13 protein-coding genes are annotated in these 13,152 nt (G+C 70.8%); 2 read left to right on the top strand and 11 right to left on the bottom strand.

What is annotated here, in order from left to right; all coding sequences use genetic code 11:
• Positions 1-82: 82 nt before the first annotated feature.
• Positions 83-898, top strand: coding sequence for a CPBP family intramembrane glutamic endopeptidase (locus ACWDU4_RS19950; RefSeq protein ID WP_450115651.1), 816 nt, complete (start codon positions 83-85; stop codon positions 896-898).
• A gap of 21 nt (positions 899-919) precedes the next feature.
• Here ACWDU4_RS19950 and ACWDU4_RS19945 read toward each other — a convergent pair whose 3' ends face one another.
• The 4 genes from ACWDU4_RS19945 to def are packed head-to-tail and all read right to left on the bottom strand — an operon-like array spanning position 920 to position 4,286.
• Entirely contained in the window at positions 920-1,291 is a 372-nt protein-coding gene (locus tag ACWDU4_RS19945) for a hypothetical protein (RefSeq protein ID WP_450115650.1), read from the bottom strand.
• A gap of 55 nt (positions 1,292-1,346) precedes the next feature.
• Positions 1,347-2,831, bottom strand: a complete 1,485-nt coding sequence (locus ACWDU4_RS19940) for an RsmB/NOP family class I SAM-dependent RNA methyltransferase (RefSeq protein WP_450115649.1) — start codon at positions 2,829-2,831, stop codon at positions 1,347-1,349.
• The gene (gene fmt, locus ACWDU4_RS19935; RefSeq protein WP_450115648.1) at positions 2,828-3,766 is read right to left on the bottom strand and encodes a methionyl-tRNA formyltransferase; all 939 of its coding nucleotides are present in this window, start codon (positions 3,764-3,766) and stop codon (positions 2,828-2,830) included. Before fmt ends, ACWDU4_RS19940 begins: the two co-directional genes overlap by 4 nt.
• 1 nt (position 3,767) lies before the next feature.
• Positions 3,768-4,286: a peptide deformylase gene (def, locus tag ACWDU4_RS19930; RefSeq protein WP_450115647.1), complete on the bottom strand. Its 519-nt coding sequence runs from the start codon at positions 4,284-4,286 to the stop codon at positions 3,768-3,770.
• Between the two features lie 350 nt (positions 4,287-4,636).
• Between def and ACWDU4_RS19925 the strand changes: the two genes are divergently transcribed.
• The gene (locus ACWDU4_RS19925; protein WP_450115646.1) at positions 4,637-5,449 is read left to right on the top strand and encodes a matrixin family metalloprotease; all 813 of its coding nucleotides are present in this window, start codon (positions 4,637-4,639) and stop codon (positions 5,447-5,449) included.
• A gap of 43 nt (positions 5,450-5,492) precedes the next feature.
• On the opposite strand, the gene ACWDU4_RS19920 is transcribed toward ACWDU4_RS19925, so the two are convergent.
• The 7 genes from ACWDU4_RS19920 to metK all read right to left on the bottom strand — a co-directional run bounded on the left by ACWDU4_RS19920 (position 5,493) and on the right by metK (position 13,076).
• Positions 5,493-6,509: an esterase/lipase family protein gene (locus tag ACWDU4_RS19920; RefSeq protein ID WP_450115645.1), complete on the bottom strand. Its 1,017-nt coding sequence runs from the start codon at positions 6,507-6,509 to the stop codon at positions 5,493-5,495.
• A gap of 74 nt (positions 6,510-6,583) precedes the next feature.
• On the bottom strand, positions 6,584-7,432 hold the full coding sequence (locus tag ACWDU4_RS19915) for a helix-turn-helix transcriptional regulator (RefSeq protein WP_450115644.1): 849 nt from the start codon (positions 7,430-7,432) through the stop codon (positions 6,584-6,586).
• A gap of 126 nt (positions 7,433-7,558) precedes the next feature.
• Positions 7,559-7,696 carry a pentapeptide repeat-containing protein gene (locus ACWDU4_RS19910; protein WP_450115643.1) on the bottom strand — a complete coding sequence of 46 codons (138 nt, stop codon included), beginning with the start codon at positions 7,694-7,696 and terminating at the stop codon, positions 7,559-7,561.
• Positions 7,693-7,869 (bottom strand): pentapeptide repeat-containing protein, encoded by a 177-nt coding sequence (locus ACWDU4_RS19905; RefSeq protein WP_450115692.1) that lies wholly within the window; start codon positions 7,867-7,869, stop codon positions 7,693-7,695. The genes ACWDU4_RS19910 and ACWDU4_RS19905 overlap by 4 nt, the downstream gene beginning before the upstream one ends.
• A 180-nt stretch (positions 7,870-8,049) precedes the next feature.
• Positions 8,050-9,747 carry an alpha/beta hydrolase gene (locus ACWDU4_RS19900; protein WP_450115642.1) on the bottom strand — a complete coding sequence of 566 codons (1,698 nt, stop codon included), beginning with the start codon at positions 9,745-9,747 and terminating at the stop codon, positions 8,050-8,052.
• Positions 9,748-9,774: 27 nt separating this feature from the next.
• The gene (locus ACWDU4_RS19895) at positions 9,775-11,739 is read right to left on the bottom strand and encodes a primosomal protein N' (protein ID WP_450115691.1); all 1,965 of its coding nucleotides are present in this window, start codon (positions 11,737-11,739) and stop codon (positions 9,775-9,777) included.
• Between the two features lie 122 nt (positions 11,740-11,861).
• Positions 11,862-13,076 carry a methionine adenosyltransferase gene (metK, locus tag ACWDU4_RS19890; RefSeq protein ID WP_450115641.1) on the bottom strand — a complete coding sequence of 405 codons (1,215 nt, stop codon included), beginning with the start codon at positions 13,074-13,076 and terminating at the stop codon, positions 11,862-11,864.
• Between the last annotated feature and the right edge of the window lie 76 nt (positions 13,077-13,152).

Here is a 13,152-nt window from a genome sequence, read left to right as displayed (position 1 = left end):
GGCCTAGGCGACGACCCGACACCGAAGCCGACACGGGGCGCGGTGTGCGCGCAATCGCCCGACACGCCCCTAGTCTGGCGTCGTGGACACCCCGAAGCACGAGGCGTCGCCCCGCATCACCGGACGGAACCTCTCCTACCTGGCCTTCGCCGTGATCGTGGTCGTGTACCTGGCGATCATCCAGTTCGGCGGGCACCTGATCGCCGGCTGGGCCGACGAGGACGACACCCTGACCATCCGCGGGGTGGTCTTCACCATGCTCATCCCCCTCGGACTCGCCCTGGCGTTCACCTACGGTGTCATCGCGGCTCTGGGATGGTGGCGTCCGGCCATCACCGACGACCGCCCCGTCAACCGCTGGGTGTGGTTCGTGCCCGTAGTCCTCGTCGTGGCGATCCTGCTCGGAATCGACTACGGCGCGCTCGCGGAGAAGGGCTGGCTGTTCGTCGTCACCCTGCTCGTCGTCACCCAGTTCGTCGGCTGGGGCGAGGAGGGCATGTTCCGCGGCATCGGCGTGACGGTGCTGCGGAACCACGGACTCCGCGAAGGTCAGGTCGCACTGTGGTCCAGCGTCATCTTCGGTGCGGTCCACCTGTCGAACGTCTTCGGTCACGGCGCGTCCGCGCTCCCGCAAGCGATCCTGGTCAGCCTCGCGGGGTACTTCTTCTACCTCACGCGCCGAGTCTCCGGAAGCAACGTCCTCAACTCCGTTCTGCACGGATTGTTCGACTTCGCGCTGCTCAGCGGCACCGCCGTGCTGGTGGATCAGCAGGGCTACGCGGGGTCCTTCGCACCGATCCTGGCGTACCCGCTCATCGCCGCCGTCCTCCTCGTCAAACGGCGCGACATCGAACCGTCCCGCCGCGCCGACGGCGACACGATGTCGGCCCCCGCCTGACGGCGCCGACCCGGCACCGGACTACCGGCGTCCTCGCTCGGATTCGGCCCGATCCGGATCGAGATCGACGGCGACCGTGACCGCCCCGGCCGCGTCCCGGCTGCTCACGGCGTGCCCGGTTCGCGTCCCCTCGGGCAGTTGCACCTCGATCTGCCCACCGTCTCCGGTGAAGTTGCGCCACCACGACTTCTGGTCGGGCATCGCGACCCGGATCAGCAGCTCGTCTCCCTCGCGCCGGTAGGAGACGGGAAGCTCGACCCTCGAACCCGACCGACGCCCGGTGTAGCCGACGACGACGATCCCCCGCCCGAGCATCCGCCCGACGACCGGAAGGGAAAGGGCAGGCACGACCAGCCTGTTGGCGAACGCCGCCGCTCGCGAGAATGCACTCATGGCGCCGAGTCTGCCCCGTGACGGCGCTCCTCGCCACGCGGGCCAGCGCCCGCTGTCACTCCGGCTTGCGCAGCGCCGCCATGAACATCGCGTCGGTGCCGTGCCGGTGCGGCCACAGCTGCACACCGGGGCCGGCGCCGAGTCCGGGGACGTCCGGGACGAAGTCGCGGGTGTCCAGCTGCGTCACCCCGTGCCTGCGGACCGCGTCGGCGACCACCGCGACGGTCTCCGACAGGTGCGGCGAACAGGTGGAGTACAGCACCACGCCGCCGGGCCGGACCAAGTTGATCGCCGACGCCAGCAGCTCACGCTGCAGGGTGACCAGTCCGGTGACGTCCTCGGGGCGGCGCCGCCAGCGTGCCTCGGGCCTGCGCCGCAGCGCACCGAGACCGGTGCACGGGGCGTCGACGAGGATCCGGTCGAATCCCGGTGTCAGGCCGGGATCGCGACCGTCGGCGACGTGCACGTCGACCGGCAACCCGCGGGTGGTCTTGCGGACGAGGTCGGCGCGGTGCGGCGCGGGTTCTACGGCGTCGACGCGGGCACCGTCGATGTCCGCGAGCGCACCGAGCAGGGCGGCCTTGCCGCCGGGGCCGGCGCACAGATCCAGCCATCGCCCGCCGTCCGCACCGACGACCGGCGCGAGGGTGAGGGCGCGAGCCACGAGCTGGCTGCCCTCGTCCTGCACGGCGGCCAGGCCCTCCCGGACCGGCTCGAGTAGGCCGGGGTCGCCGCCGTCGAGATGCACCGCGTACGGCGAGTAGGGGCCGACCTCGCCGCCGGTGATCAGCGCCAGCTCCTCGGCGGAGATCTCCCCTGGCCGCGCGACCAGGTGGACGGCGGGGCGGGCGTCGTCGGCGGCGAGGACCTGCTCGAGTTCCGCGGCGTCCGCGCCGAGCGCGTCCGCGAACGCCTGCGCGATCCACACCGGGTGGGCGTACCGGAACGCGAGATGCCCGACCGGGTCCCGCGCGGCGTCGGGGGCGAGCGCGGTCACCCACTCGTCCTCGGACTTCTCCGCGACGCGACGGAGCACCGCGTTGACGAATCCGGCTCGGCCACCACCGAATTCGGTGCGCACCAGGTCCACCGAGGTGTCGACGGCGGCGTGCGCCGAGATCCGGGTGCGCAGCAACTGGTACGCACCGAGGCGCAGCACGTCGAGCAGCGGGCCGTCGATCTCGTCGACCGACCGGCCGGCACCGGCGGAGATCACCGCGTCGAGCAGACCCTGGGCCCGGCAGGCGCCGTAGGTGAGTTCGGTGGCCAGCGCCGCGTCCCGGCCGTCGATGCCCCGTTCGCGCAGCAGCGCGGGCAGGACCAGGTTGGCGTAGGCGTCGCGTTCGCGGACCGCGCGCAGCACGTCCCGCGCCGCGAGCCGGGGCCGATCGACACCGGCGCCGTCGGGCCGCTTGGCCTGGCGCGGACGAGTGTTGGGCCGCTTGGCGTTCCGGTTCCCGGACCCGGGCTTCTGCCCGGATTCGGCCCCGGCACGGGGTCCGCCGCGATGGCCACGGGAGGGACGACGGGACTCGGTCACTGTGCACGCACCTCGGGGTCGAGGCGCGCTCCACGCGCCCAATCTGCTGCCGCCATGAGCTTCTTTCCTTGTGGTTGAACCTGGCTCAACCGGACCGCGGTCGTCGCGGTCCCGACGTAGCAGCCGTCCTTGCGAACCAGGAACTGTCCGGCCTCCAGCGGCTCGGGCAGTGTGCCGTCCGGGACCGGGGTCACCGGGCCCACCTTGAGCCGCAACTCCCCCACCTGCGTCCACGCGCCGGGCGCGGGTGTCACGGAGCGGACCAGGCGATCCACCGCCTGCGCCGGGGCATCCCAGCGGATCCGCGCCGACTCCACGGTGACCTTCGGGGCGTGTGAGACGCCGTCGACGGGCTGCGGCACGGCGGTCAGCGCACCGTCCTCGATGCCGTCGAGGACGGACTCGAGCAGCACGGCGCCGCTGTCCGCGAGCCTGCCGAGCAGGTCACCGGTGGTGTCGGTGTCCCGGATACGTTCGGTGGCGACCCCGAACACCGGCCCGGTGTCCAGGCCCTCCTCGAGCTGGAAGACGCTGGCGCCGGTCATGTCGTCACCGGCCGCGATCGACGCCTGCACCGGAGCCGCGCCGCGCCACGAGGGCAGCAGCGAGAAGTGCAGGTTCACCCAGCCGTACTTCGGGACGTCGAGCACCGGACGCGGGAGCAGCGCGCCGTACGCGACGACGGGGGCGCAGTCCGGCGCCAGTTCACGCAGCCGCGACAGGAAGTCGGGATCCGACGCGCGGGCCGGGGTGAGGACTTCGATGCCGTGCTCGTCGGCGAGCAGGCCGACGGGTGACCGGGTGACCTTGCGGCCGCGACCGGCGACGGCGTCGGGGCGCGTCACCACGGCGACCACCTCGTGGCGCGGCGAGGCGAGCAGCCGGGCCAGGGACGGGACTGCGGGCTCCGGGGTGCCCGCGAAGACGATGCGCATGTCAGCGGCCCCCGACCGTGACACCGGCACGGAACCAGTCGGATTCGCGGATGGTCCGCATCGCGACCTTGCGCGCCTCGGGTTCCATCCGGGACGGGAACAGCACCCCGTCGAGGTGGTCGGTTTCGTGCTGGACGCACCGCGCCATGAGCCCGCTGCACTCGAAGGACACCGGCTCGCCGTGCTGGTCGACGCCGGAGACGCGGACATCCATCGCCCGCCGGACGTCGCCGCGCACACCGGGAATGGACAGGCACCCCTCGCTCCGCACGTGCTCCTCGCCACCGAGCACCTGGTAGGTGGGGTTGACCAGGTGCCCGACCATGCCGTCGCAGTCGTAGGCGAACACCCGCAGCAACACTCCGATCTGCGGGGCCGCGATCCCGACGCCGCCGCGATCACGCATCGTGTCGAACAGGTCCGTCACCAGTTGCTCCAGCTCGCGGTCGAAGGTGACCACCTCGTCCGCTCGGGTCCGGAGGACGGGATCGCCGAAGAGGCGAACGGGCTGGATACTCACGTGGCTGCTCCCGGGGAACTCGATGCGGTGTCGTGAACAGTCTAAGGATGCGCGCGGGCCATCCCGAACCGACTGACGACGAGCGGGGCGACAAGCGGGTGAAGGAACACGCAGTTCCCAGTGCGGATGGCTGACCTCGAAGTCGGGTAGTCGGCTACTCGTGTGTTCCCGCACCGGGGACATCAATCTGGACGGGTGGACACGGAGCCTGCTGCGCGGCGGCGGTTCTTGCCAACACCTCGACCGATCGGCCGGCGAGGTCGAGGCGTCACGGCTGCGAACACAGCGCCGTTGTTCACGCATTCTCAGCACCTACTGATCACCCAAGGATCCAGGAGGAGGGGGCCACGATGTCAGGAAAGACGGAGGCCGCGACTTTGACCACCGGTGGTGGTTACTCGACACAAGTCAAGCCGAACACCGATCCGTTTCGGCCGCGAAACCGCGATGATGCGGCCCGCGAGGCCGAACCGCTGGTCCATGTCTACGGGCCCGGCGCCATTTGCGACACCGATACCCGAGGATTCCCGACTCCGGGAAACCGATCACCGGCCGAACTCATCATCAATGCGCCGGAGGGGTTCATTCCACTTTGGGCGAAAGACGTCACCCTGCGGTGGCGATTTCAGGAACGATCCATGCTCCTCTTCGAGAACCCGGATTCCGCCAGAACGGCTGTCAAGAAGCTGTTCGGGAAAGCGCTCTTGGCGTGGGGTGACGCAGCTCCGGTCAAATTCACCGAGGGAAACGACGCCTGGGACTTCGAGATAGTGGTGAGGGAGTCCGATCGATGCAGCGTCAACGGGTGTGTCCTGGCGAGCGCCTTCTTTCCCGACCCGGGCCGCCACGAACTGGTGATCTATCCCCGAATGTTCACGCAGAGTGCGAACGAACAAGTGGAGACCCTGGTTCATGAAATAGGTCACACCTTCGGTCTACGGCACTTCTTCGCGAACATCAGCGAGACCGCCTGGCCCAGCGAACTGTTCGGGAAGCACAAGCCACTCACCATCATGAACTATGGCAGCCAGAGTGTGTTGACCGATGACGACAAAGCTGATCTGAAAAGCCTGTACCAGGCTGCGTGGAGCGGTGAACTGTCGGCGATCAATGGAACTCCGATTCAACTGACGGTGCCGTTCAGCAGTATCGGAGCACGGTAGGAGGTGCCCTGCGCGCACTCTCGCGCCGAGAAACCCCACGAGGTCAGCGCCCGATCATGCCGATCATGCCGGTGCCGAGCGGTACCGGTACGCACGCCGGCGCGGCGGCCGCCGGGTCGAGTGCCTGCCGGACGAGGCCGACGGTGAACGCGTCGTAGACCATGTTCATGTGGCCGGTCTTGTTCTGCGGGCACATGTCCTGGATCAGGATGTTCGTCGCGCCGGCACCGCGCAGCGCGATGTTGGTGTACGGCTGGATCATCTCGTCGTAGCGGGTGCCGATCGTCGTGTACCGCACCCCGGGCACCGTGTCGCTGCCGCCGTTGAGTCCGGCGAGAAAGTCCGAGCCCTGCGCCTGCTGCTCGACCGCCGTGGTGGTGAACAGGCTGACCACCTGGCGCCCTCCGGGGACCGCGTCCGCCACGGGGACGAGGCCGTAGAAGATGCCCCCGTAGCTGGGTGAGGCCACTCCGACCCACCGGTCCACGACCGCCGCGCCGCCGAGCTTGTTCACGAAGTAGCGAGTCACCGTCGCGCCCTGGGAGAAGCCGACGAGGTCCACCTTCTCGGCGCCGGTCGCACCGCGCACGCGGTGGACGAACTCGGCGACCTGATCCGCGCTGAGGTACATGTCCTCGGTGCCGAACGTATCCGCGCCCGGAGCTCCGCCGTAGTTCACGGCGAACACGCAGTAGCCGTCGGCCTTCAGCCGAGGGGCGATGGCGGCCCAGTCGGAGTAGGAGTTCGAATCACTGCCGTGCGCGAGGATCACCGGGTTCGGGTGGCGATCGGTTGGCAGGCACCCGAAGTCGTTGGTTCCGGGCGGAACACTGCCGGGGTGGGCGTCGGCGTAGTCGGCGGCTGCGGCGTGGGTCGTCTGCACAGGGCCCGGCACCGTCGGAGTCTGTGACACCGACGGGGTCCCGACCGGCGGACCCACGCTGCCCGGATCCGCCGAGCCCGCCACGCTGCCGAGATCCGGCGCTGCCACCGCCGCGGCGGGCCACACCCCCAGCGCACCGACACACGTCAGCGCTGCCGCCACCACGTTCCTGAACATTGCGTTTCCCCTCCCGACCCAAATGGTGTCGTCCATCATCGCCGAGTTACCAGGAGATTCACAGCAAAAGGCGCTCAGTCCGCGATGTCGGGCTCGGCGGCGGTGGCCGAGTGGGACGCCGGATCCTCCGCGAGGATGCGGTAGATCGAGCGACGCGCCTCGGCGAGCACCTCGCCCGCGGCCGCGGCCTGTTCGGCGGTTCCGGCGGAGCCGACCTGCCGGACCGCGCTGGTCAGCTGACCGAGCAGTGCCCGCAACTCCTGGGCGGGCCTGCCCACCGCCGCGCGAACCTCATCCCACGGGTTGCCGAGGTCGGCCCGGTGCTCCTCGACGTACGCCGTCCCGGCCTCGGTCAGGCGCGCGGTCTTGCGGCCGGCGACCTTCTCGATCAGCACCAGACCCTCGTCCTCGAGCTGCGCGAGCGCCGGATAGATCGAACCGGGGCTCGGCTTCCACACGCCGTTGCTGCGTTCGGCGATGCGCTGGATCAGTTCGTAACCGTGCATCGGCTCCTCCCCGAGCAGCAGCAGAACCGCCGACCGGACGTCGCCGCGTCGACCGCGGCCGCCGCGGCCTCGACCGCGGCCGACCCGCTCGCCTGCCGGGTCCTGGGCTCCGCGCCGGAAGCCGGGACCGTAGTGCCCTCGCGGGCCGTAGTCCCCGCGGGGACCGAAATCCCCTCGCGGGCCGTAGTCGCCCCGGGGGCCGTAGTCACCACGGGGACCGAAATCCCCTCGCGGACCGTAGTCACCACGCGGACCGAAGTCTCCTCGGGGACCGAAATCGGCTGCACCGGAGCCCGATTCGTCAGGACCGGGGGCGCCACCTGCAGACGGCCCGAAGTCGCGTCGAGCGTCGCGACCGATGCGGCCCGGCCGCCTGCCACGCCCTCGGCGATCGAAATCTCGCTGGAAGTTCTCCATGTTGGATGTTCCTCTCGTAATTCGGACCACGGGGCGTACGTTCGCCTCGACCGCGTCCATATCGACACGTCCACGATATATCGGCAATAGGTCTACGGCAACCCACGGAGTGGTTCAACTCACAGTTCAGCAGTCCCCGGCGCTCTCCGGCGGCTCGAAGCCCTCGGGCCAGCGCGTGCGGTCGTCGTGACAGATGCCGTCGAGCACTGCATCCGTCAGCGCCACCCCCGTGAGGTTCGCGCCGGCGAGGTCGGCCCCCGTCAAGACCGCCTCTGCCCCAGGACCGCGTCCGACAGATCGGACTCGGACAGGTCGGCGCGGGCCAGGTTGCCGCCCTGGAACCTGACGCTGCTCAGGTCGGTCTCGGAGAGGATCGCCTCGAAGAAGTTGTCGCCGGACAGATCGAGGCCGGACAGATTCTGGCCCGCGAGGTCGATACCTCCTGCTCCTCAGCCTCGCGCTCCAGGTCCGCCCACGACCGGGACGAACGCGCGACCGGCTCCTGCCGCGGCCGCGTTCGCTTCGACTCGTTCAGGCGCATGGCCGCATGCCAACGGCCGCCGGCAGCGAAACCGCGCATTCCGCGGCCGGTCACCACACGGGTGTGAGGCCACTCATTACCCGGTCAGCGCCGCCCGCACCCGGTCGGTGTCCGCCTGCGTCCAGCCCGCGGGCGACAGGATCTGCGCCCACATGTCGGCCGCCTCGGGGCCGTAGGCATGGCCGTGGCCGGCCGGCACGTCCGCCGAGAACACCATGTCGAGGGTCACCTGCCAGAACGTGACCAGGGGCATCCAGCTGATGTTCGGATCCACGTCGCGGCCCCGCGGCTCCTCGAGCCAGTCCGGCTTGTTGAACAGCAGCGAGGGCGACCACCACACGATCGGATCGCTGGCGTGCTGCCAGTACACGACCCGTCGGGGTCCCCACTCGGTTCCCAGGTCGAGATCCTGCGGGTCGGACGCGAACCGCACTGCCCGACCCCCGTCGATCACCGGCAGGATCTCGGTCGAACCGGCGTCACGGTCCGCCGTCACCTCCTGCCACTGCGGGGTGAAGTTCGGCGTTCCCACCCACAGCGCACCGTCGACGCGGGTGGCCATGTCCTGGTAACCCGCGAACGCGTTCTGGCCGCCGTAGGAGCCGAGGCTCTCGCCGAAGACGACCAGCTTCGGCCGAGTCTCCGTCGGCAGGTCGATCCAGCGCGCGAACACCGCGTTGAACAGCGCCCGGCCGGCGACCTGCGGCGTCTGCCGGTCCGCGATGAAGGCCAAGGGGCTCGGCAGGAACGAGTACTGCATCGACGCGATCGCCGTGTCGCCACCCTCGATGTACTCGAGCGAGGAGGCGACGTTCTGGTTCACCCATCCACGACCCGTGGTGGTGTTGACCGCCAACACCTTTCGTTCCCATGCCTTCGTGCGGTCGAGTTCGGCAACCACCAGGTCCGCGACCTCGGCGACCGAGTCCGCGGACTCGCGGCCGGCGTAGACGCGAATCGGTTCCAGTGCCGGGCGTCCGGTGACCGCGGTGATGGCGGCGGCGTCGGGACCGCGTCCGACGAACGTCCGGCCCTCCTGGCCGAGGGTGTCCCAGGCCTGAGCGGACGCCGGTGACCCGCTGCGCTCGGGTGCCGTGGGCTCCGTGACGCCCTCGGCCGTTGCGGTGTCGGCCCCCGAAAAGCTCCAGTTGGCGAACGCGATCAAGCCGTTGTACAGAGCGCCGTTGATCACCAGCACAGCGAGCACGACCGCCGCGATCAGACCTGCGACGTTCGCGGCAGCACGAGGCACGTACCGCCTGGCGAACCGGCTCATGCGAATGGTGCCTGCGCGGATACCGCGGGCAGCCGACAGCAGCACGAACCACACCACCACCGCGACGACGAACACGAACAGCGCGTGACCGCTCTCGGTGTGCTCCACGGACACCAGATCGCGAACCTGGTTCTGCCACACACCGCCCAGGACGAGGAGCACCGGGACGGTGATCACCGCGGCTGCCCCGAGCAGCCACCAGCCGATCCGGCGGGTGCGCGGCGACCACGCGGGGCTCACGCCGCAGCCGCGCACCAACCAGGCGGCGAGGCAGCCGATTCCGTAGCCGATCGCCACCGAGATCCCGGTCGCGAGACCCTGCAGATACCAGGCCCGCGGCAGCAGCGACGGGCTCATCGACCAGGTGAAGAACAGCAGGGCCGTCGCCAGCCCAACGGGATGGAGGCGACCAAGATAGCGCCGCAACCGATCCCAGCGGCCCGGCGAGGCGGACGCGGGGACCTCGTCGTCGACGACAGTGTCCAGAGCAGTGGTCATGGTCGAGAAGACTAGACGGTCCGGGCGTCATCCGACGCGCAGCGGATCGATCTGCACCCGAACCGATCCGGGCTCCCGGCGCGCGCTGCGCGCCGACTGGGCCTGTGCGAGCGCCCGCGCCAGTGCGCCGCCCGCCCCGCGCGGCACCCGCAGCAGCATCCGCTCGACCTCGTCCGGTTCGGGGTCGTCACCGTGCAGCGGCAACCGCTCCCCCGGTGGCAGCGGCACCGGCCCGAGGACCTCCACCTCGTCCGGCAGCGCCGCCGCCGCGAGCAGACTCTCGATCGCCGCATGTCCGCCGTCGACTGCCGCCATGTGCACGGTCGGCGGGAAGCGGACCTCGGCACGCTGGTCCAGCTGCGACTGCGCCGCGCCGGCCGGGTCCCAGCGCACCAGTGCCTGCACGACCGGGATCGACGCGTCCGCGACCACGACCACGCGGCCACCCTCGGAGGCCGGTCGCACCAGCGCCCCTGCGGTCATCCACCGGCGCAGGGTCTCCTCCTCGGCGCGCAGGTCTGCGCGGCCGAGGAGCGCCCACCCGTCGAGCAGCAGTGCGGCGCCGTACCCGCCGGGCATCACCGGTTCCGCCCCCACCGTCGAGACGACCAGCGCCGCACCGGGTTTCACCGTGGTGAGGACGTCGCCACCCCCGGAGGTCCGGACGGGCACGCCGGGGAACGCGCGACCGAGCTCCTCCGCGGTGCGACCCGCACCGACCACCACGGCACGCAGTTGCCGCGAACCGCACGTGCCGCATCGGTGCGTCGCGTCGGCGACACCGCACCAGCGGCAGCTCGGGGTCCCCGCCCCGTCCGGCCCGGCGGCGGCAGGCAGCGAGAGCGGACCGTTGCAGTGTCGGCACCGGGCCGGAGCGCGGCACTTGCCGCAGGCGAGCGAGGGGACGTACCCGCGCCGGGGCACCTGCACCAGCACACCGGCACCGGCGGAGAGGGCCTCACGAGCGGCCGAGAACGCGATCGCGGGCAGCCGCGCAGCCCTCGCACCGGGGTCCCGCGCGAGCGCGTGATCGCTGTCGGCGAGCGCGGTGACCTGCGGGGCCCGCGCCCGCACCACGGCCCGGTCGGCGACCAGGTCGTTCGCCCAGCCGGTGTCCACGAGGGCCTGCGCCTCCGCGGTCCGCGAGTGTGCGGCGACCACTGCCGCACAGCCGGTACCGTGGGCGCGCAGCAACGCCACCTCACGCGCGTGCGGGTAGGGCGACCGCGGCTCGGCGTGCAGGTCGTCGCCGTCGTCCCACACCACGATCAGCCCGAGATCGGGCACCGGCGCGAACACCGCGCTCCGGGTGCCGACCACCACCTTCGCGGTGCCCCGCAGCGCGGCGAGCCAACGGCGGTAGCGCACGGCCGGTCCCAGGCCCGCCGCGAGCGGCACCACCAGATCGTCGCCGAGGACCTCCACGCACGCCTGCGCGACCCTGTCGAGGTCCTTCTGGTCGGGGACCACGAGCACCGTCGACCGGCCGCCCTGCGCGACCACGGCCGCGAGCTCGGCGAGCCGTCGCGGCCAGTCCTCCCCCGGCAACGCCTGCCACACTGCGCGCGGGCCGCGACCACCACCGAGGGCGGTCAGGAAGCTGTCGCCGTGCCGGTACGCCGTCCACGGCTGCGGGTCCACGGGTTCCCCGGTCACCTCGGCGGGCTCGGGCGCCGGTTCGGCCTCGACTCGCGCGTGGCGCGGTGGGATCGCGAGCCGCAGCACGTCCGCTCGGGTCCCCGCGTACCGGGCGGCGACGGCGTCGACCAGCGTCGCGACCTCGGGCGTGAGCACCGGTTCGGACGACACCACGCGCTCCAGGTAACCCAGTTTGCCGGGATGCTCGCTCGTGGCGGCGCGGTCGAGCAGGAAACCGTCGACCAGGCGGCCGGAGAACCGGATCCGCACCCGCACCCCCGGCTCGGCCTGCTCGTCCATCTCGCGCGGGACCAGGTAGTCGAACACCCGGTCCAGGTGCGGCAGCGGCAGCATCGGCAGCACCCGCGCGACCGGCAGCTCGGCCGCGGCCTCACGGGCGGCGGTCACGCGCCCCACCGGGCACAAAGACGCGAGCCGCCCACCGGGATCGGTGAGCGGCTCGACGCAGAGATCACTTACAGCCCGGCGGCCGCGCGCAGCTTCTCGGCGCGGTCCGTGTGCTCCCACGGCAGGTCGACGTCGGTGCGGCCGAAGTGGCCGTACGCCGCGGTCTGCGCGTAGATCGGGCGCAGCAGGTCCAGGTCGCGGATGATCGCGCCGGGACGCAGGTCGAAGATCTCCGAGATCGCGGCCTGGATGCGGGCCGGGTCGGTCTTCTCGGTGCCGAACGTCTCGACGAACAGTCCGACCGGGGCGGCCTTGCCGATCGCGTACGCGACCTGAACCTCGATGCGGTCCGCGAGGCCCGCGGCGATCGCGTTCTTCGCCACCCAGCGCATCGCGTACGCGGCCGAGCGGTCCACCTTCGACGGGTCCTTGCCGGAGAAGGCACCGCCGCCGTGGCGGGCCATGCCACCGTAGGTGTCGACGATGATCTTGCGGCCGGTCAGGCCGGCATCGCCCATCGGGCCGCCGAGCACGAACTTGCCCGTGGGGTTGACCAGCAGGCGGACGTTCGAGGTGTCGAGGGTCTCACTGGCGAGATCCGTGAGCACCGAGCCGAGCACCTTCTCCCGGATGTCCGGGGTGAGCAGGTTGTCCAGGTCGATGTCGGCGGCGTGCTGCGTGGACACGACCACCGTGTCGAGGCGGACCGGCCGGTCGCCGTCGTACTCGATGGTGACCTGGGTCTTGCCGTCCGGGCGCAGGTACGGCAGCACGCCGGTCTTGCGGACCTCGGTGAGGCGGCGCGAGAGCCGGTGCGCGAGCGCGATCGGCAGCGGCATCAGCTCGGGCGTGTCGGTGCACGCGTACCCGAACATCAGACCCTGGTCACCGGCGCCCTGACGGTCGATGTCGTCGTCGGAGCTGCCCTCGACCCGCGCCTCGTGCGAATGGTCGACGCCCTGCGCGATCTCCGGGGACTGCGCGCCGATCGCGATGTTCACGCCGCACGAGTTGCCGTCGAAGCCCTTCGCCGACGAGTCGTAGCCGATCTCGAGCACCTTGTCGCGCACGATCTTCGGGATGTCCGCGTAGGCGGAGGTGGTGACCTCACCCGCGACGTGCACCTGGCCGGTCGTCACCAGCGTCTCGACTGCGACGCGGCTGCGCGGATCCTGTTCGAGCAGGGCGTCGAGGACGGAGTCGCTGATCGCGTCACAGATCTTGTCGGGGTGACCCTCGGTCACGGACTCGCTGGTGAATAGCCGACTACCGGACTTGCTCACAGATCTCCCTCTCACCAACTGACGTTGTGTACCGGACACGACCCTAGTGCCTGGCTGTACGGATAAGAACAATTCG

This window comes from Rhodococcus sp. NPDC003348 (assembly GCF_053589375.1).
This window is presented reverse-complemented; position numbering and strand designations above follow the sequence as displayed.